This is a genomic window from Stenotrophomonas sp. GSD10 (assembly GCF_056172695.1).
This window is the reverse complement of sequence record NZ_JAOCMC010000002.1, coordinates 2,199,707-2,216,540: the sequence shown is the minus strand read 5'-3', so window position 1 is coordinate 2,216,540 and position 16,834 is coordinate 2,199,707. Positions and strand designations below refer to the sequence as shown.

Genomic DNA, 16,834 nt, shown 5'->3' with positions numbered 1-16,834 from the left:
TGGCGTGGATCTACTGATGGCGGGGCGTGGTCCCCGTCCCGCAAGGAGTTTCACATGTCCCGCACTGTTCCCGCCCGTGGCGCGCTGGTCGCCTGGGCCTGCCTGACCGTGGCGATCGTCGCCGAAGTGGTCGGCACCTCGTTCATGGCCCACGCCGCCCGCGACGGCGGCTGGACCGGCTACCTGATCATGGCCGGCGCGCTGGCGCTGTCCTATTACTTCCTGGCCCTGTCGGTGCGCCGCATCGCGGTGGGCGTGGCCTACGCGGTGTGGGAAGGCCTGGGCCTGACCCTGTTGACCGTGGTCGGCCTCACCGTGTTCGGCGAGAGCCTGTCGCTGCAGCAGCTGGCCGGCCTGGTACTGGCGGTGGTCGGCATCGTCTGTGTCACCCTCGGGGAGGCGCACTGATGAATACCCTGGCCCTGTTTTTCGTGATCTGTTCTGCGCTGATCGACGTCGCCGCCAACATGATGGTGGCCAAGTCGGAAGGCTTCCGCCGCTGGCGCTGGGGTGTCGGCGCGATCGTCATGGTCTGGATCGCCTTCGCCCTGCTGGGCCAGGCGGTGCGCTACATGGACCTGGCAACGGCCTACGCCATGTGGGGTGCGATCGGCGTGATCGGTACCGCCACCTGCGGCCGCCTGCTGTTCGGCAACCGCCTGCGCCCGATCGGTTGGGTCGGTATCGGTCTGGTCACCGTAGCGGTGCTGCTGCTGAGTACCGCGAAGTAACGCGTTGCTGTGCCAACCAAGGTTGGCACCTACCCGTGCAGAGTCGCTGTGCCAACCAAGGTTGGCACCTACCAGTGCTGAAAGGTTGGCACCTGCCAGCGCGTGAGCCGCCGCATGCAGACGCCCCGGGGATGATCTCCCCGGGGCGTTGCTGTTTCAGCAGCGGTCAGAAGCGTGCGGTGAAGTTCAATCGCATGGTACGGCCCGGGCCGGGCATCAGGCTCATCGCCAGCGTGTCCATGTAGTAGGTATTGCGCAGGTTGCTGACCACCAGTTCCACTTCGGCCTTCGGGGTGAACTGCCAGCGCGCATAGAAGTCGTAGATCGCGGTGGGTAGGTAGATGTTCTGCAACCCGGTCGAGCCGGTGGTGTTCCAGGGCTTGTCCAGTTCGTGGGTGGGGCCGCTGTTGTAGGTGCGACGGATGCCGGTATCCAGGCGTTTGTCGAACAGGCGGAAGCCCAATGTGCTGTGGATCGAGTACTTCGGCGGATTCTGCGCGTTGACGAACGAAGTACCGAAGCCGCCATCCACGCAGTCAGGGGTGGTGTCCAGCTTGCTCCACTTCGCATAGGGGTCTTCGCGCAGGCGCTTGGCGGTGGCCGCGTCGCAGGTGCGCGCGCGCTGGTAGTAGCTGGCCGACAGGTCCAGGTAGGCGATGCCGGCGTCATAACCGGACTGCAGCTCGTAGCCGGACACCGTGTAGTTGTCCACGTTGTCGACATAGAACGCCCAGTTGCTGGAGTCGAAGCGGCGGGTGATCGCGTTGTCGATATCGTTCTTGAACCAGGCCACCTTGAACGCCAGGCGGTCGCCATCGCGCCACAGGTCCTGCTTGAGCAGGCTGAAGCCGATGTCCCAGGAACGGTTCTTCTCCGGCTTCAGGTCGGCCACCGGTGCCGAGGTGCTGTTGCCCAGCGTCGATTCGAACAGGCTGGGCATCTTCCAGCCCTGCGCGTACTTCACGTAGAAGAACATGTCCTCGTCGAGATTGAAGCGGGCCTCGGCATACGGTGCGAAGCCGTGGCCGGAACGGCGGATCGCCGGTTTGTAGCCCCACGCGGTGGGAATCTGCTTGGTGTAGAAACCGTTGGCGCCGCGCGGGTCGGCAATGAACCCATCGAAGTCGTAGCTCTGGCCCAGCGTGCTGTCGCCGTAGGGCGTGGCCCGCAGCGAGTCATACGTGTAGTTGCCCTGCGCATCCGGGTACCACTCCTTGTACCAGCCCGGCAGCAGCTGCCCGCCCTTGCTCAGGCGCGCGAAGGTGTAGCGCAGGTCGCGCGATTCGCTGACGAAGGCGACGCGGTTGCGGTCGCGGGTGCGGTAGTCGATGAAGCGGCCGCCAGCGGTCAGCGACAGCCAGTCCCACGGCTGCCACTGCAGCGAGGCGACAACGCTGACCTCGCGGCGAGTGCCCGAGCGCAGGTAGCGGTTGTTGTTGTAGTCCACCGGCAGCACCGGCGAATTCGGTGCGGTGTCCTCGTGCTGGAAGGCCGCGCCATAGCGCAGGGTCCAGTCGCCCAGGCGGTTGTTGAAGCGGGTGGTGTTGCTGCTGTCCACGCCCCAGCGCCGGGTTTTCACGTCCGACCGCAGGCCGGGGCCATAGGTCTCGCCCAGCGTGTCCGGCATCTGGTCGTTGGGAACGTCCTTGAACAGCGGCGTGTTGGCGATGTTGCTGTTGAACATGCGGCTGGTGGCGGTGGTGAACCACAGCGTGCTGCTCAGGTCCAGCCACGGGTGTGCTTCGGGCCGGTAGCGGTGGCGCAGCGAGGTGGCATTGAGCCGCATTTTCCCGGGCTCGAACTGGAACATGGTGTTGGCCTTGTCCACGTAGGTCACCCATTCGTTGGACTCGCCGACACGGCCGATCGCCGACGGCATGATCTCGCCGAAGCTGGAGTTGAAGTAGCGGTGGCTCAGCTCCAGGCGCTGGTCGGGGTTGGGCGTCCAGGTGAATTTCAGCAGCGCCGATGCGTTGTCGGTATGCGTGTTCAGCACCTCATCGCCCGGGTGGTACATGTCCGAGACCGCCTGGCTGGACATGCCGGTGCCGCCGCTGGACAGGTGCTGGTCGTCGTAGCGATGGGCGCCGTTGCTGCCGGCGAAGTAGTTGCCCTGGCGGCGCCGCGCGTAGGCGGCCACCAGCTGCCAATCCTCGCCACGCTGGGCGAAGGCCACGCTGCCGTTCCAGTCACGCGGGTCACGCAGGCTGTTGCGATTGTTGCTGCCGCGCGCGATCTGCTTGAACGTGCGGGTGCGGTCGATGCTGTTGTCGGCCACGCCACCACGCACACGCAGGCCCCAGGCCTGGCCGTCGTCGAGGATGTCATCGACGTTCAGCGTTTCCATGTAGACCACGCCGCCGATCGCGCTGCCGGCGTTGGCGGCCAGGCTCGGCCCCTTCTCGATGCTGACCGAACTGATCAGGTCCGGGTCGAGGTAGCTGCGCTGCTGTACGCCGGCATAGCCGCGATAGACGTCGATGGCCTGCTGGCCGCCGTCGATGATCACCGGTACCCGGTTCTGGCCCTGCAGGCCGCGGATGTTCACGTCCAGTGCGCCGCCATTGCGCACGTCGGCGGTGTGCACGCCAACCGCGCCGGCCAGCACATCGCCGATCGACTGGCCGCGGAAGCGCTCCAGCTGCTGGCGGTCCAGGTGCACGCGCGAGCCGCTGTCGCGGAAGACCGCATCGGCATCGGCCAGGCCCCAGGGTGAGGCGCCTTCGCTGGCCTGGCCGGCCACGCGCAGGGTGCCGATCTGGCGCACACCGGCGTCGGCGGCTGGCGCGGCCTGCAGCACCACGCCGCCGGCGTCGCGCTGGAAGACCAGGCCGGTGCCGGCCAGCAGCTGGGTCAACGCGGCATCGGCGTTGAGCGTGGCCTGCACACCCTGGCTATGGCGGCCACGGGTCAGGCGGGCATCGGCGGCAATCGGCTGGCCGGACTGCTGGCCGAACGCGGTCAGCGCCTGGTCGAGCGGGCCTGCTGGAATCTGCCAGCGCACCGTCGCTGCGGTGTTCTGTGCAACGGCGGTGGCGGGCAGCAGGCAGGGACTGGCCAGGGCCAGGTACAGCGCAATGGCCAGGGGGCGAGGGGAGGGGCAGGGCAGTTTCATGGGGGCGGCAACATCCGCAATGGGTTCCCCTGTACTGCCCGGTGAGCGTGCAAAGGGGAACCGCGCATCAACGCGGATGCACGACGGTCCACCAGGGCCAGCGCTGTTCGATGCGGATCGGCAGCGCACGCGCCAGCAACTGCAGGGCCTGTGCGCTGTCCAGTCGCGGCAGCACGGCGGTGACCTTCAGTGGCGCGACGGCGGGATCGCAGCCGAGGTAGCCGCGATGGTGTCGCGCCAGCTCTTCGACGACGCGGACCAGCCGGGTGTCCTGCACCTGCAGGCGACCGTCCTGCCAGTCGCCGCGCAGCGGATCGGGCTCGACCGCTGCAAGTCCGCCCATCGGGCCGATCTGCACGGCGCTGCCGGCGGCTGCATCCCGTGCCGTGCCGAACTGCGGCAGGCAGCGCACCACGCCTTCAAACACATCCAGGCGGCTGCCCTGTGCCTCGCGGCCTACCGCGAAACGGGTGCCGATCGGCTGCAGGCGGGCGCCGGGCACGTGCACGGTCAATGGCAGGCCGTCGAAGGCAGCTGCGTGACCGGTCTGCAACAGCAGCTCGCCACGCAGCAGATGGATGGCGCGCTGGTCGTCGCCCATGCGGATCGCCACTTCACTGTCGGCGTTGAGCCACAGCTGGCTGCCGTCGGTCAGCGTCCAGTGCCCGGTGCGGCCGGCGCCGGTGCGCCGCGTCTGCACACTACGCTGAAGGTGCAGCGCGTGCAGGCCGAGCAGCGAAACGGCGCCGATGCCGAGTGCACCGCCGAGGCTGCGCAGTGCCTGCCGGCGGCGATGGCCAGCGCCGCCCAGCGCCTTTGCGGCGGCGGGGGCCGACAGCGGTGCGAACGATTGCCAGACCAATTCGACCCGTTGCCAAGCGTGGGCGTGGCTGGCGTCAGCGTGCAGCCAGGCCTGCCAGCGCTGTTGCTCGTCGTCATTCCATCCGTGCTCGCGCAATGCGAACCACTCGGCGGCCTGTTCCAGCGCGGGGCTGGCCAATGCCGTGCTCATGCGGCGGCGTCGCCGGACAGGCGCAGGCAATGCAGCATCGCCTGTGCCATGTATTTCTTGACCATCCGTTCGGACACGCCCAGCTGCTGGCCGATCTCCGCATAGCCGAGGCCGGACAGGCGCGCCAGCAGGAAGGCGCGACGAGGGCGTTCGGCCAGCCCCGCCAGCATGTCGTTGATGGCGTGCAGCAGCTGCAGCGCCTGCGCCCGTTCTTCTGCCGAAGGGTGCACCGGCTCGGGTTGGGCAGCCAGCGCGGCCAGATAGGCGCGCTCCAGATCCGCGCGCTGCCAGTGGTTGACCAGCAGGGCGTGGGCGATGGTGCTGAGGTAGGCGCGTGGTAGCCGCAGCTGCCCCGGGTCAACGCGGCGGCTGAGCAGGCGCAGGAACGTGTCCTGGGTCAGATCGGCGGCGCACTCGGCGTTGTGGGTGCGTCGGCGCAGCCAGCCCAGCAGCCAGCCATGGTGTTCGCGGTAGAACCCCGCCAGCGCGGTGCTGGAGTCGGCGGGCACGGCCATCGGCATCGATCATTAATGAGAATGATTCCTATTATAGAGTGATCGGGCGGCACTCGACAAACGTTGCGCAGCGCGCAGTGGGGTGGCGGGCCCATTTGCGATGCCCGGCGGGCTCGCCGACACTGCGGTTTTCCGCAGGGAGTGCCACATGTTCAGCCACGTTACCGTTGGGACCAACAACATGGATGTCGCGCATCGCTTCTACGATGCACTGTTCACCGCGCTGGGCGCACGCCCGGGCGTGTTCGACGACAAGGGGCGTCTGGTCTATTTCAAGGACGGACGCATGTTCATCGTCACCGCGCCGATTGATGGTCAGCCGGCGTGCCACGCCAACGGCGGCACCATCGGCTTCACCCTGGACAGCGCCGAGGCCGTGCGCGGCTGGCAGGACGCTGGCGTGGCGCAGGGCGGCACTGCCATCGAGGATCCGGCTGGCATCCGCAACATGGCCGGCCGCCAGCTGTTCCTGGCCTACCTGCGCGATCCCGATGGCAACAAGCTGTGCGCGGTGCATGTGATGTCGTGACGCGCAGCGGGCAGGCGGCGCGCGCGTGATAGCACGAAACCACGCGCGCGGGCCGTGACCTCAGGCCGCAACTTCATGCTCTGTCCACTGCGGTTCAGCCAGAATTGGTCGGCTAATTCCTTGATCTACCGGAGAACGCCGCCCCATGGATGTACTGGAGCCGCAACAATCCCCGGTGCGCACCCTTCGGCCTGTGTTCGCCTTCGCGGCGATCGTTGTCGTGGCGTTCGCGCTGTTTGTCAGCCTGTTTCCGCTCGGTGCGGGGCGCCTGCTGCTGAAGGCGCAGGACTGGGCCGCCCTCAACGTCGGCTGGTATTACCTGCTGGCGATGACCCTCTACCTGGTGTTCGTGGTCGGCGTGGCGCTGTCCAAGTACGGCGGCATCAAGCTCGGCGCCGACCATGACGAACCGGAGTTCAGTTACCTCTCCTGGGCCGGCATGCTGTTCGCCGCCGGCATTAGCATCACGCTGTTCTTCTTCTGTGTTTCCGAACCGCTGACCCACTACCTGCAGCCGCCGCAGGGCGATCCGGCCGCGGGCGAGGCCGGTGCGCGCCAGGCCATGCAGCTGCTGTTCCTGCATTGGGGCCTGCATGGCTGGGGCGTGTTCGCGCTGGCGGCGATGGCCATGGCCTATTTCGCCTACCGCCACAACCTGCCGCTGGCGCTGCGCTCGGCGCTGTATCCGCTGATCGGAAAACGCATCAACGGCCCGATCGGCTACACCGTGGATGCACTGGGTATCGTCGCTACCGTGTTCGGCATCGGCGCGGACATGGGCTTTGGAGTGCTGCACCTCAACGCCGGCCTGTCGCACCTGTTCAACGTGCCGCACTCCAATCTGGTGCAGATCATCCTGGTGGTGGCAATGATGGGCGCGGCCGTGGCGGTCGCGGTGTCCGGCGTGGAGAAGGGCGTGCGCTGGATGGCCAACATCAACATGCTGCTGGCGATCGCGCTGGTGCTGTTCATGTTGTTTGCCGGGCCGACGCAGTACCTGTTCAGCACCTTGATGCAGAACCTGGGCGACTACCTGGGCAGCGTGGTCGGCAAGAGTTTCGACGTGTACGCCTACGGCGGCCGCCCGGAATGGCTGGGCGGCTGGACGGTGTTCTACTGGGCCTGGTGGATCGGCTGGGCGCCGTTTGTGGGTCTGTTCATCGCGCGCATCTCGCGTGGCCGAACCATCCGCGAATTCGTGTTCGGTGTGCTGCTGATCCCGCTCGGCTTCACCCTGGCGTGGCTGTCGATCTTCGGCAACAGCGCGCTGGACCAGGTGTTGCACCACGGCCAGCAGCAGCTGGCCCAGCTGGCGGTGGATGATCCACCGACGGTGCTGTACGCATTGCTGGACGGCTATCCGTGGAGCCGTGCGGTGATCACGGTGACGGTGCTGGTCAGCTTCATCTTCTTCGTGACCTCGGCCGACTCCGGTGCCGTGGTGCTGTCTACGTTGTCGTCGCATGGCGGGGCGCCGGAGGACGATGGCCCACGCTGGCTGCGCGTGTTCTGGGGCACGGTGATCGCGGTGCTGACCGCCGGCTTGTTGCTGGCCGGCAGCATCGATGCATTGAAATCGGCGGTGGTGCTGGCCTCACTTCCGTTCTCGGCGATCCTGCTGCTGATGATGTGGGGCCTGACTCGCGCCTTCAGCGACGAGTCGCACCGCAAGCGCGCATTGCAGTACCGGCCGTCGCCGTTGATCGGTGACGATCGTCATCATCAGGGCTGGCGCCAGCGCCTGAGCCAGGCCATGCACTTCCCGGTACGCGACCAGGTCTACCGCTTCATGGATGACACGGTGAAGCCGGCGATGGAAGCGGTGGCCGAGCAGCTGCGCGGGCAGGGCTGGGACGTGGCCACGCGCTTCGAAGCGGGCGACATGGAGCTGACCGTCAATCACGGCGAGCAGCAGGACTTCCTGTACCGGGTGATCCTCAGCGGTTACCTGACCCCGTCGTTCGCCGCACAGCAGCTGCGCAACCAGCGCTATTACCGCGCCGAAGTGCACCTGTATGAAGGCAGCCAGGATTACGACCTGGTGGGCTACAGCCGCAAGCAGATCATCAATGACATCATCAGCCAGTACGAACGGCACCTGCAGTTCCTGCACCTGAGCCGGTGATGCGGAGGGTGCGGACCGTGGGTCCGCACCCTCCTGTAGAGCCGAGCCGATGCTCGGCTGCGTGGTGCCGAAGAGCAGCCGAGCATGGGCTCGGCTCCATAGCAACGGCCGTCGAGCAAGCTCGACGCCACGGGTGGCCGATCAGAACCGGTAGCGCGCGCCCAGCGAGACGAACTGCCCGCGCAGGTTGTACTGGCTGATGTCGAAGCCGTTGGAACCGCCAGCCGGATCGAACGGCGGATCCTTGTCGGTCAGGTTCAGCACCGACAGCGACAACGTGGTGTTGGCAATGCCTTCGTAGGCCACGTACAGGTCCAGCTGGTGATACGGCTTGACGCGGTCGCGCAGGCCGGGGTTGCTGGTCGCCGTCGCCACGCGCTGGTCGTAGCCGCTCACGTACTGCAGGCTCAGCGTGCTGCTCCAGTCGCCCACCGCCCAGTTCAATGAGGTGGTGCCGCGGGTGCGCGGCAGCGCGCCGTGGCGGTTGTTGCCGGCGCCTTCGTACGGTGCCTGGCCGGCTACCAGCGGTTGCTTGAAGCTGAGCAGGTGGGTCCAGCTGCCGGCCACGGTGAAGTTGCCCCAGCCGTCGGTGCGGAAGGTGCGGCTGGCGTCCAGGTCCAGGCCGGAGGTGGTCAGTTCGCCCTGGTTGGCGTACTGGTTGGTGATGAACTGGATGCGGCCCTGCGCGTCACGCTGCACCCGGCCCGGGAACAGGGTCGGGTTGTCGACGATGAACTGCGCGCTGTCCGGCTTGACCAGGTTGTCCTGCTCGATGCGGTACCAGTCCAGGCCGATGCTGGTGTCGCCATCGGGCGACCACACCGCACCCACGTTGAAGTTGCGCGAGCGCTCGGCCTTCAGGTCCGGGTTGCCGGTGCGGATGTTGGTCACGCCACGGCTGCCGCCCGGTTGCAGCGGGTCCAGCGGATCGATCACAGAGCCGTAGCTGACGGTCTGGCCCGGCGCGATCTCCGGCAGCGACGGTGCGCGGAAGCCGCGCGAGAACGAGCCGCGCAGCAGCAGGCTGTCCAGCGGCTGCCAGCGCAGCGCCACCTTCGGCGAGAACGCCTTGCCGAAATCATCGTAGTGGTCGCCGCGACCGGCCACCTGCAGTTCCAGGGTGCGATGCAGCGGCACGCTCAGTTCGGCGTAGGCGGCGCTGACCTGGCGCTCGCCGTTGACCACGTTGATCGCCGGGCGCAATTCGGTGCCCGACAGCACCTGCGCACTGGTGCGCGCATCCAGCGATTCCTTGCGGAACTCCGCGCCCCAGGCGAAGCCGACCGCACCGGCCGGCAACTCCCACAGCGAGGTCGAGGCTTTCACGTTCAGCGAGTGCAACCTGTACCAGCCCGGGCGCTTGGTCTGCAGGCGCAGTGCATCCAGTGCCCCAGGCGTGCTGGACGGGTTGAGGAAGTTGTAGCTGCCGTCGCGCAGGATCTGCTCGAACGCATAGCGATTGACGAAGTTGTCGACGTACTCGCGTTGCGCGCTCTGCGAGGTCAATGCGGCCACTTCCCAGTCCCAGCGCTCGCCGCTGCCGCGCACGCCGGCCAGCGCGCGGTAGAACACCTGGGTGTTGTCCTTCAGGCGCGGGCCGAGGTCGAAGAAGGTGTATTCAAACGGCAGCGGCGTGCTGCCCGGATTGTTCGGGTGCCCGACCGGCAGCACCGCCGGCACGTCGATCAGCGTGCCGGTGGCCGGGTTGTAGGCGCGCAGGCCGGGGCCGACGGTCAGCGGTGCACTGAAGATCTGGTCGGCCTTGTTGTGGCTGTACAGCACATCGGCAAAGGCCTCGACATTGTCGTTGAAGCGATAGGTCGCACTCAATGACGCCTGCAGGCGCTCGGCGCCGGGCTGCAGGGTCTTGAATGGCTGCGCGTTGAAGGCGCAGGCCTGGCCGGGCAGGGTGCTGCCGAAGTCGCTGTACGGGCGCAGCTGGCTGCCATCAGGGCAGTTGGCGAACGGTTGCGGCGCGCGCGGGTTGGACAGCCAGTTGCCACCGGCGGTGGACCAGCCGGCCAGGCGGCCACCGGGCTTCTCGCGGAAATCGCCACTGCGGGTGTAGGCGCGCTGGTCGGCGTCGAGGCGGTCGCGCTTGAGCAGGTCCAGCCCGAACAGCACGTTCCAACCCTGTTGTTCCAGGTCGCCGAAGCCGGCCAGCAGGTTGGCCTTGCGTTCGTTCAAGCCGCCCTGCGTGGCGGTACCGAAGCCGCCACCGACTTCCACACCCTGGAAGTTCCTGCGCAGGATGATGTTGATGACGCCGGCGATGGCATCGGAACCGTATACCGCCGAGGCGCCGTCCTTCAGCACTTCAATGCGCTCGACCGCGCTGATCGGCAGCGCGTTGAGGTCGACGAAGGTGTCCTGGGTATTGAGCGCGAAGCCGAAGTTGGACACGCGGTAGCCGTTGACCAGCACCAGCGTGTTCTTCGGCGACAGGCCGCGCAGGCCGATCGAGGCCGAGCCGGCGGCAAAACTGCCGGTGTACTGCTCGTCGAAGCTGTTGCCGGCATTGGCCGACAGGTTGCGCAGCACGTCGGTGAGGGTGGAGCGGCCGGTCTGCTCGATCTGTTCGCGGCTGACGATCTGCACCGGGTTCGGCCCGGCGGTATCGCTGCGCTTGATGTTGGAACCGGTCACCAGCACGGTGCCAAGGGTGGTGCTGTCCTTGCCGGTATCGGCGGTTTCAGCGGCGCCGGCAGCGCCGACGGTGAGGCCCAGCGCAATCGCGCCGGCAAGCAGGTTCAGGGTGGTGCGGTACATGGAAGCGACAGCGCCGAACGGGGAGGAGCCGTCAGTACCGCACGCATTTACATGCGCCTTCCAATGACGAAAGCGCATTCAGTTATACATCACAGGTTCTTAACGAGCCGGATCGGTGGGTGCGGACCGTTGGTCCGCACGCCTCCTGGGGGTCAGATCCCTTTCCAACGGAAGGGGATCTGACCCCGGTTGTCACGGCCGCAGCAACACCTTGCCGTTACGCCCCGACCCGGCACCGGCCTTCGCTGCCTGGGCGATGTCGTCCAGTGCGAAGATCTGCTCCACCGGCAGGGTCAGCTCGCCGCTGCCCGCACGCTTCAGCAGCTCGCCGACCAACCGGCGCTTGTCCTCCACCGCCATTGCCTGGCTGACCTTGCTGCCCCAGAAGCCCTTTACCGTGGCCTCCTTGTAGATCAGGCCGCCGGCGGGAATGCGCATCGGCTCGCCGCTCATCACGCCGAACGACACCAGCGTGCCGTGGTGGCCGAGCAGGTCGACCAGGTCACCGCTGGCGTCGCCGCCGATGGAATCGACCGCGGCTGCGGCCTGTGCTTCGCCGGTCGCCTCACGCACACGGTCTTTCCAGCCGTCTACCGAGGTGTCGAACACATGATCGATGCCCAGCGCCTGCAACTGTGCGACCGCATCGGCGTTGCGCACCAGGTTGGCCACATGCACGCCACGTGCGCGCGCCAGCATCGCCAGCGACTTGCCCACCGCGCCGTTGGCGGTGTTCTGCACGATCCATTGGCCTGCTTCGACGTGCAGGAACTCCAGCAGCATCAGCGCGCTCAGCGGCATCGCGATCAGCTGCGCGGCCATTTCGTCGGGAATTGCCTCCGGCATCGGAATCACCATCCGCGCCGGTGCGATGAAGGCTTCGGCCCAGGTGCCGTGCACCGAGGCGGCGGCAACGCGTTGGCCAAGCTGCAGTCCATCGACGCCTTCGCCGAGTGCATCGACCACGCCCAGCGCTTCACTGCCACCGATCGCCGGCAGCGTCGGCTTGTAGCCGTACAGGCCGCGCACGGTCAGCAGATCGTGGTTGTGGATCGAGGCCAGCACAGTGCGGATGCGCACTTCACCCGGGCCGGGCTCGGGCAGGGCCGTTTCGCTGATGGCCAGGACATCGGCCGGATCGCCGAAGGAGGAATACAGGGCTGCGCGCATGGGCGGTGTTCCGTGGGAAAGGGGATGTTCCATCGAACTGGGGACGCAGGCGCCGTCGACAAGGCGACGGCGGTGCAACACGGCATCCTGCGACGGATGGTCGCGGCATGTGCTGATTACCGCATCTTGTGTTGACGGTTCGGAGTATCCCCACTATGTTGTGGCCGTCACTCCCGGTCAGCCGCCGCCGCCGGACAGCAGCAAACGTCCCGCGGCCCGCCCCTGAAGGCTTGCCGTGTCGACGCGGCCGCCATCGCGCGGACCCAGATCGCCCCCACGGCCCGGATACCGGCCGCAGGCGCAGGCAGATGCCGACGACCTGGTGTTCCCGCGCTATGGCATCCCACCCCGACCGCCCCGTGCGCCGGTATCGCGTGCAGGGCCGCCACGGCATCGACCGCCAACGCGCGTGCGAGCCTGGAGTTCCACCACCATGACCGACAGTACCTTCCGCGTGGCCGACCTGGCCGGCGCCGGCGACGCCTTGCGCGCTGGCGGCGAGCGCGTGCCGACCTGGATCACCAAGGAGGCCGGCAATCGTCGCCTGCCGTTCGACGCCGAACGCCTGCAACGCAGCATCGATGCCGTGCATGCCGAGTTCCCGCAGCTGGATGTGAGTGACTACCGTCGCGTGGTGCAGGCGATGGTCGAGCGCAAGCCCAGCCTCAGCGCCGATGACCTGGTCGATCTGCTGATCCGTGAGGCAGAATCACGCGTGGATCTGGTCGCGCCCGAGTGGGAACAGTTCGCCGCACGCATCTACCTGCGCCGCCTGTACAAGCGCGCCAGCCGCAACCGCTTCTACGATGTCAGCCTGAAATACGGCTCGTATGTGGGCCTGCAGGAAAGCCTGGCCGACCGTGGCATCTACAGCAACGACATCCTGCGCTGCTATTCCAAGGAAGAACTGCAGCAGGCCGGCGAGATGATCGAGCCGGAGCGCGACCGCCTGTTCGCCTACAACGGCCTGTACCTGCTGGCCACGCGCTACCTGGCCAGCGATCGCAGCCGCGAGGTCTACGAACTGCCGCAGGAGCGCTGGCTGACCATCGCGCTGTACCTGATGCAGGAAGAAAAGCCACGCGAGCGCCGCATGCAGCTGGTCGGCGAGGCGTACTGGGCGCTGTCCAACCTGTACATGACGGTGGCCACGCCGACCCTGGCCAACGCCGGCAAGGTGGGCGGGCAGCTGTCCAGCTGCTTCATCGACACGGTGGATGACAGCCTGCAGGGCATCTATGACTCGAACACCGATATCGCCCGTGTTTCGAAGCACGGCGGTGGCGTCGGTGCCTACCTGGGCTATGTGCGCAGCAGCGGTGCGCCGATCCGGGGCGTGCCCAACTCTTCCGGCGGCGTGGTGCCGTGGATCAAGCAGCTCAACAACACCGCTGTGTCGGTGGACCAGCTCGGCCAGCGCAAGGGTGCGGTGGCGGTGTACCTGGACATCTGGCACCGCGATATCGAGGCCTTTCTCGACCTGCGCCTGAACAATGGCGACCAGCGCCTGCGCGCGCACGATGTGTTCACCTCGGTGTGCGTGCCGGACCTGTTCATGGAGGCGGTCGAGCGCCGCGCCGACTGGTACCTGTTCGATCCGCACGAAGTGAAGAGCGCCAAGGGCTGGTACCTGCAGGACTTCTACGATGAGAAGCGCGGATCGGGCAGCTTCCGCGACCGCTACGCCGAGCTGGTGGCCGACGAGCGCATCAGCCGCCGCACGGTGAAGGCCATCGATCTGTTCAAGCGGATCATGCTCAGCCAGCTGGAGACCGGCAACCCGTTCCTGTTCTATCGCGACGAGGTCAACCGCAGGAATCCGAACAAGCACGCAGGCATGGTCTATTCCAGCAACCTGTGCACCGAGATCCTGCAGAACATGAGCCCGACGCGGATGATCCAGGAGATCGTCAGCGGCGACCAGATCGTCACCACCCGCCGTGCCGGTGACTTCGTGGTCTGCAACCTGTCCTCCATCAACCTCGGCCGCGCGATCAGTGCGCCGGACGATCTGCTGGCGGCCGACGTGCTGGAGCGGCTGATCCCGATCCAGGTGCGCATGCTCGACAACGTGATCGACCTCAACGCGCTGCCGGTGCCGCAGGCCACGATCACCAACCGCAAGTACCGCGCCATCGGCCTGGGCACGTTCGGCTGGCATCACCTGCTGGCGCAACAGGCGATCCCGTGGGAGTCGCCGGACGCCGAACAGCTGGCCGACCGCCTGTACGAGCGCATCAACTTCCTGACCATCCAGGCCAGCGCGCAGCTGGCGAAGGAGAAGGGCAGCTACCCGATGTTCGCCGGCAGCGACTGGCACAACGGCCGCTACTTCCGCGACCGTGACTACAGCGGTGCCGCCTGGGACAGCCTGGCCCACGAGGTCGCCACGCACGGCCTGCGCAACGGCTGGCTGCTGGCGGTGGCGCCGAACATGAGCACCGCGCAGATCGCCGGCTCCACCGCCTCGATCGATCCGATCTACAGCGCGTTCTACTACGAGGAAAAGAAGGACTTCCGGCGACCGGTGGCGGCGCCGGGCCTGTCGCTGGACACCTGGCCGTACTACGAGAAGGGCGCCTACAAGGTGGACCAGTTCGCCAGCGTGCGCCAGAACGCACGGCGGCAGCGCCATGTCGACCAGTCGATCAGCTTCAACCTGTACGTGCCCAGTACGATCCGCGCCAGCACGCTGCTGGAGCTGCATCTGACGGCGTGGCGCGAGGGTCTGAAGACCACCTACTACGTGCGCTCCAACGACATCGACATCAGCGAATGCGAATGGTGCGCCAGCTGATTGCTGCGGTCCCTGTAGAGCCGAGCCCAGGCTCGGCTCAGACGCGAACAGCACCCGAGCATGGGCTCGGCTCTACATCCGCAACGCACGTAGAACGAAGGCAAACGACCATGGCAACCCCGCTCGATCGCATCAAGATCCTCGAACCGCGCCACCCGAACCGCAGTACCGGCATCATCAATGGCCGCACCAGCGGCATCCTCAACTGGAACGACATTCCGTATCCATCGTTCTATCGGGCCTACAAGGAGTTGTCGACCAACTTCTGGATCCCCGACGAAGTGGACATGAAGCTGGATGCACGCCAGTACGGCGAGCTGTCCGGGCGCGAGAAGAATGCCTATGACTCGATCATCGGCCTGCTCGCCACGCTGGACTCGCCGCAGACGCGTTTCATCTACAACGTGGCCGAGTACATCACCGACCCGGCGGCGCATGCCAATGCGGCGATCATCGGCCAGCAGGAAGTGATCCACAACGAGAGCTACAGCTACGTGCTGGCCTCGATCACCGATCTGCCGAACCAGAACCGCATCTTCGAGATCGCCCGCACGCACCCGACCATCATCAAGCGCAACGCGCCGATCATGGGGGCGTATGACGATTTCATGCGCGAGAAGACCGCCGAGACCCTGCTGAAGTCGCTGATCCAGTCATCGATCCTGGAGGGCATCAACTTCTATTCCGGTTTTGCCTACTTCTACAACATGGTGCGGCAGAACCGCATGACCGGCACCGGAAAGATCATCAGCTTCATCAACCGCGACGAGCTGGCCCACACCAAGTTCATCAGCGAGCTGATCCGCGCGATCATCGGCGAGAACCCGGAACTGCAGACCCACGAGCTGACCGACTATGTGCACGGCGCGTTCCAGCACGCCATCGAGCTGGAGACCCAGTGGTCGTCGGAAGTGCTGGACGGCATCGATGGCATCGACGTGAACGAGATGGTGCGCTACGTGAAATACCGCGCCAACAAGATGGCCGGCATGCTCGGCATCGAGCGGCTCTACAGCGACACCACCGACAACGTGATGCCGTGGATCAAGGCCTACGCCGACAACTTCACCGAGACCAAGACCGACTTCTTCGAGATGCGCAATGCAAGCTACAAGAAGACCAACGTCGACAACGGCTTCGACGATCTCTGAGCCGCGCGGGGCGCTGCGCATCCTGCTGGTGGTGGCCTCGTTGAGCGGAAACACCCGCGAACTGGGCCGGCAGATTGCCGAGCGCTGCCGGGCCGCCGGTCATGCCGTGCATTGGCAGGAGGCCGACGACCTGCGCCAGATGCCTGCGCTGGCGGCGGACGAAGCCGACCTGGTGCTGCTGGGCAGCTGGACCGACAACGCCGGGCGCACCCCGGCGGAGATGAAGGCGTGGGTGGCCGGTATCGCCGAGCGCGGCGAGCGGCCCCGGCAGTTGGCGGTGTTCGGTACCGGCGAGACGCAGTGGGGGCAGGAGTACTACTGCGGCGCCGTGCATCGGTTGATCCGCTATTTCCACAGCGGCTACCCGCCGCTGGAGATTGAACAGATGCCGCATGGCGCTCGCCATGCCATGGCCATCGAAGCCTGGACCGACACGGTTCTGGCCCACTACTGGAGCAACACCGATGCAGATCATCGACGCCACCACGCCTGAACAGTTCCAGCAGCTGCTGGCCGAGCATCCACGGGTGCTGGTGGATTTCCACAAGGACCAGTGCCCGGGTTGCCGGATGCTGGAAATGTCGCTGCATCGGGTGGCCAACAGCCTGGCGGGGCAGGGCACCACATTGCTGCGCGTGCAGTTGGAAGTACTGGGCGAGGCGTTCTTCCGGCAGCTGGGCCTGCGCCAGACACCGACGCTGGCGCTGTTCCGTGACGGCGATGAACGCACCCGCCTGGCCGGATTCCAGTCACCGCAGCAGATTGAAGCGGCGATCGCGTTGCATCTGTAGGTAGAGGTGGCGGGGTCGGGCCACGCCCGGCGGCACTTCGTGCGCCTCACTTTTTGTAGAGCCGAGCCCATGCTCGGCTGCCGTTCGCGCGGTGCGCGATGAGTCGAGCATGGCTCGACTCTACAAGGG

General features: G+C 66.4%; 13 protein-coding genes. 8 read left to right on the top strand and 5 right to left on the bottom strand.

Annotated features, from left to right (window positions below):
* Nucleotides 1–54: 54 nt before the first annotated feature.
* Nucleotides 55–408, top strand: coding sequence for an SMR family transporter (locus tag N4G47_RS10510; RefSeq protein ID WP_019659945.1), 354 nt, complete (start codon nt 55–57; stop codon nt 406–408).
* Nucleotides 408–731 (top strand): DMT family transporter, encoded by a 324-nt coding sequence (locus N4G47_RS10505; RefSeq protein ID WP_110712584.1) that lies wholly within the window; start codon nt 408–410, stop codon nt 729–731. The genes N4G47_RS10510 and N4G47_RS10505 overlap by 1 nt, the downstream gene beginning before the upstream one ends.
* 166 nt (nt 732–897) lie before the next feature.
* Here N4G47_RS10505 and N4G47_RS10500 read toward each other — a convergent pair whose 3' ends face one another.
* From N4G47_RS10500 to N4G47_RS10490, 3 genes are all read right to left on the bottom strand, one after another.
* Nucleotides 898–3,846, bottom strand: a complete 2,949-nt coding sequence (locus N4G47_RS10500; protein WP_475286970.1) for a TonB-dependent receptor — start codon at nt 3,844–3,846, stop codon at nt 898–900.
* Between the two features lie 67 nt (nt 3,847–3,913).
* Complete coding sequence (locus N4G47_RS10495; protein ID WP_475286969.1) at nt 3,914–4,858, bottom strand: FecR family protein; 945 nt, start codon at nt 4,856–4,858, stop codon at nt 3,914–3,916.
* Nucleotides 4,855–5,373, bottom strand: coding sequence for a sigma-70 family RNA polymerase sigma factor (locus N4G47_RS10490; protein ID WP_475286967.1), 519 nt, complete (start codon nt 5,371–5,373; stop codon nt 4,855–4,857). Before N4G47_RS10490 ends, N4G47_RS10495 begins: the two co-directional genes overlap by 4 nt.
* Nucleotides 5,374–5,521: 148 nt before the next feature.
* Between N4G47_RS10490 and N4G47_RS10485 the strand changes: the two genes are divergently transcribed.
* Nucleotides 5,522–5,902 carry a VOC family protein gene (locus tag N4G47_RS10485; RefSeq protein WP_107230791.1) on the top strand — a complete coding sequence of 127 codons (381 nt, stop codon included), beginning with the start codon at nt 5,522–5,524 and terminating at the stop codon, nt 5,900–5,902.
* A 145-nt stretch (nt 5,903–6,047) separates the two neighbouring features.
* The gene (gene betT, locus N4G47_RS10480; RefSeq protein WP_475286965.1) at nt 6,048–8,027 is read left to right on the top strand and encodes a choline BCCT transporter BetT; all 1,980 of its coding nucleotides are present in this window, start codon (nt 6,048–6,050) and stop codon (nt 8,025–8,027) included.
* 141 nt (nt 8,028–8,168) lie between these two features.
* On the opposite strand, the gene N4G47_RS10475 is transcribed toward betT, so the two are convergent.
* The gene (locus tag N4G47_RS10475; protein WP_475286963.1) at nt 8,169–10,796 is read right to left on the bottom strand and encodes a TonB-dependent receptor; all 2,628 of its coding nucleotides are present in this window, start codon (nt 10,794–10,796) and stop codon (nt 8,169–8,171) included.
* A gap of 192 nt (nt 10,797–10,988) precedes the next feature.
* Nucleotides 10,989–11,966, bottom strand: coding sequence for a zinc-binding dehydrogenase (locus N4G47_RS10470; protein ID WP_475286960.1), 978 nt, complete (start codon nt 11,964–11,966; stop codon nt 10,989–10,991).
* Between the two features lie 433 nt (nt 11,967–12,399).
* On the opposite strand from N4G47_RS10470, the gene N4G47_RS10465 reads away from it, so the two are divergent.
* From N4G47_RS10465 to N4G47_RS10450, 4 genes are all read left to right on the top strand, one after another.
* Nucleotides 12,400–14,763, top strand: coding sequence for a ribonucleoside-diphosphate reductase subunit alpha (locus N4G47_RS10465; RefSeq protein ID WP_475286958.1), 2,364 nt, complete (start codon nt 12,400–12,402; stop codon nt 14,761–14,763).
* Nucleotides 14,764–14,873: 110 nt separating this feature from the next.
* Nucleotides 14,874–15,914 carry a ribonucleotide-diphosphate reductase subunit beta gene (locus tag N4G47_RS10460; protein ID WP_475286956.1) on the top strand — a complete coding sequence of 347 codons (1,041 nt, stop codon included), beginning with the start codon at nt 14,874–14,876 and terminating at the stop codon, nt 15,912–15,914.
* A gap of 13 nt (nt 15,915–15,927) precedes the next feature.
* Nucleotides 15,928–16,407 (top strand): flavodoxin, encoded by a 480-nt coding sequence (locus N4G47_RS10455; RefSeq protein WP_475289925.1) that lies wholly within the window; start codon nt 15,928–15,930, stop codon nt 16,405–16,407.
* Nucleotides 16,379–16,705 (top strand): thioredoxin family protein, encoded by a 327-nt coding sequence (locus N4G47_RS10450; RefSeq protein WP_475286954.1) that lies wholly within the window; start codon nt 16,379–16,381, stop codon nt 16,703–16,705. The genes N4G47_RS10455 and N4G47_RS10450 overlap by 29 nt, the downstream gene beginning before the upstream one ends.
* Nucleotides 16,706–16,834 lie beyond the last annotated feature (129 nt).

Bases quoted from the DNA above. Each gene is read 5' to 3' on its own strand.
- N4G47_RS10450 (WP_475286954.1), top strand. From the start codon at position 16,379: ATGCAGATCATCGACGCCACCACGCCTGAACAGTTCCAGCAGCTGCTG.
- N4G47_RS10475 (WP_475286963.1), bottom strand. From the start codon at position 10,796: ATGTACCGCACCACCCTGAACCTGCTTGCCGGCGCGATTGCGCTGGGC.
- N4G47_RS10495 (WP_475286969.1), bottom strand. From the start codon at position 4,858: ATGAGCACGGCATTGGCCAGCCCCGCGCTGGAACAGGCCGCCGAGTGG.
- N4G47_RS10505 (WP_110712584.1), top strand. From the start codon at position 408: ATGAATACCCTGGCCCTGTTTTTCGTGATCTGTTCTGCGCTGATCGAC.
- N4G47_RS10485 (WP_107230791.1), top strand. From the start codon at position 5,522: ATGTTCAGCCACGTTACCGTTGGGACCAACAACATGGATGTCGCGCAT.
- N4G47_RS10460 (WP_475286956.1), top strand. From the start codon at position 14,874: ATGGCAACCCCGCTCGATCGCATCAAGATCCTCGAACCGCGCCACCCG.
- betT (WP_475286965.1), top strand. From the start codon at position 6,048: ATGGATGTACTGGAGCCGCAACAATCCCCGGTGCGCACCCTTCGGCCT.
- N4G47_RS10490 (WP_475286967.1), bottom strand. From the start codon at position 5,373: ATGGCCGTGCCCGCCGACTCCAGCACCGCGCTGGCGGGGTTCTACCGC.
- N4G47_RS10500 (WP_475286970.1), bottom strand. From the start codon at position 3,846: ATGAAACTGCCCTGCCCCTCCCCTCGCCCCCTGGCCATTGCGCTGTAC.
- N4G47_RS10470 (WP_475286960.1), bottom strand. From the start codon at position 11,966: ATGCGCGCAGCCCTGTATTCCTCCTTCGGCGATCCGGCCGATGTCCTG.
- N4G47_RS10510 (WP_019659945.1), top strand. From the start codon at position 55: ATGTCCCGCACTGTTCCCGCCCGTGGCGCGCTGGTCGCCTGGGCCTGC.
- N4G47_RS10465 (WP_475286958.1), top strand. From the start codon at position 12,400: ATGACCGACAGTACCTTCCGCGTGGCCGACCTGGCCGGCGCCGGCGAC.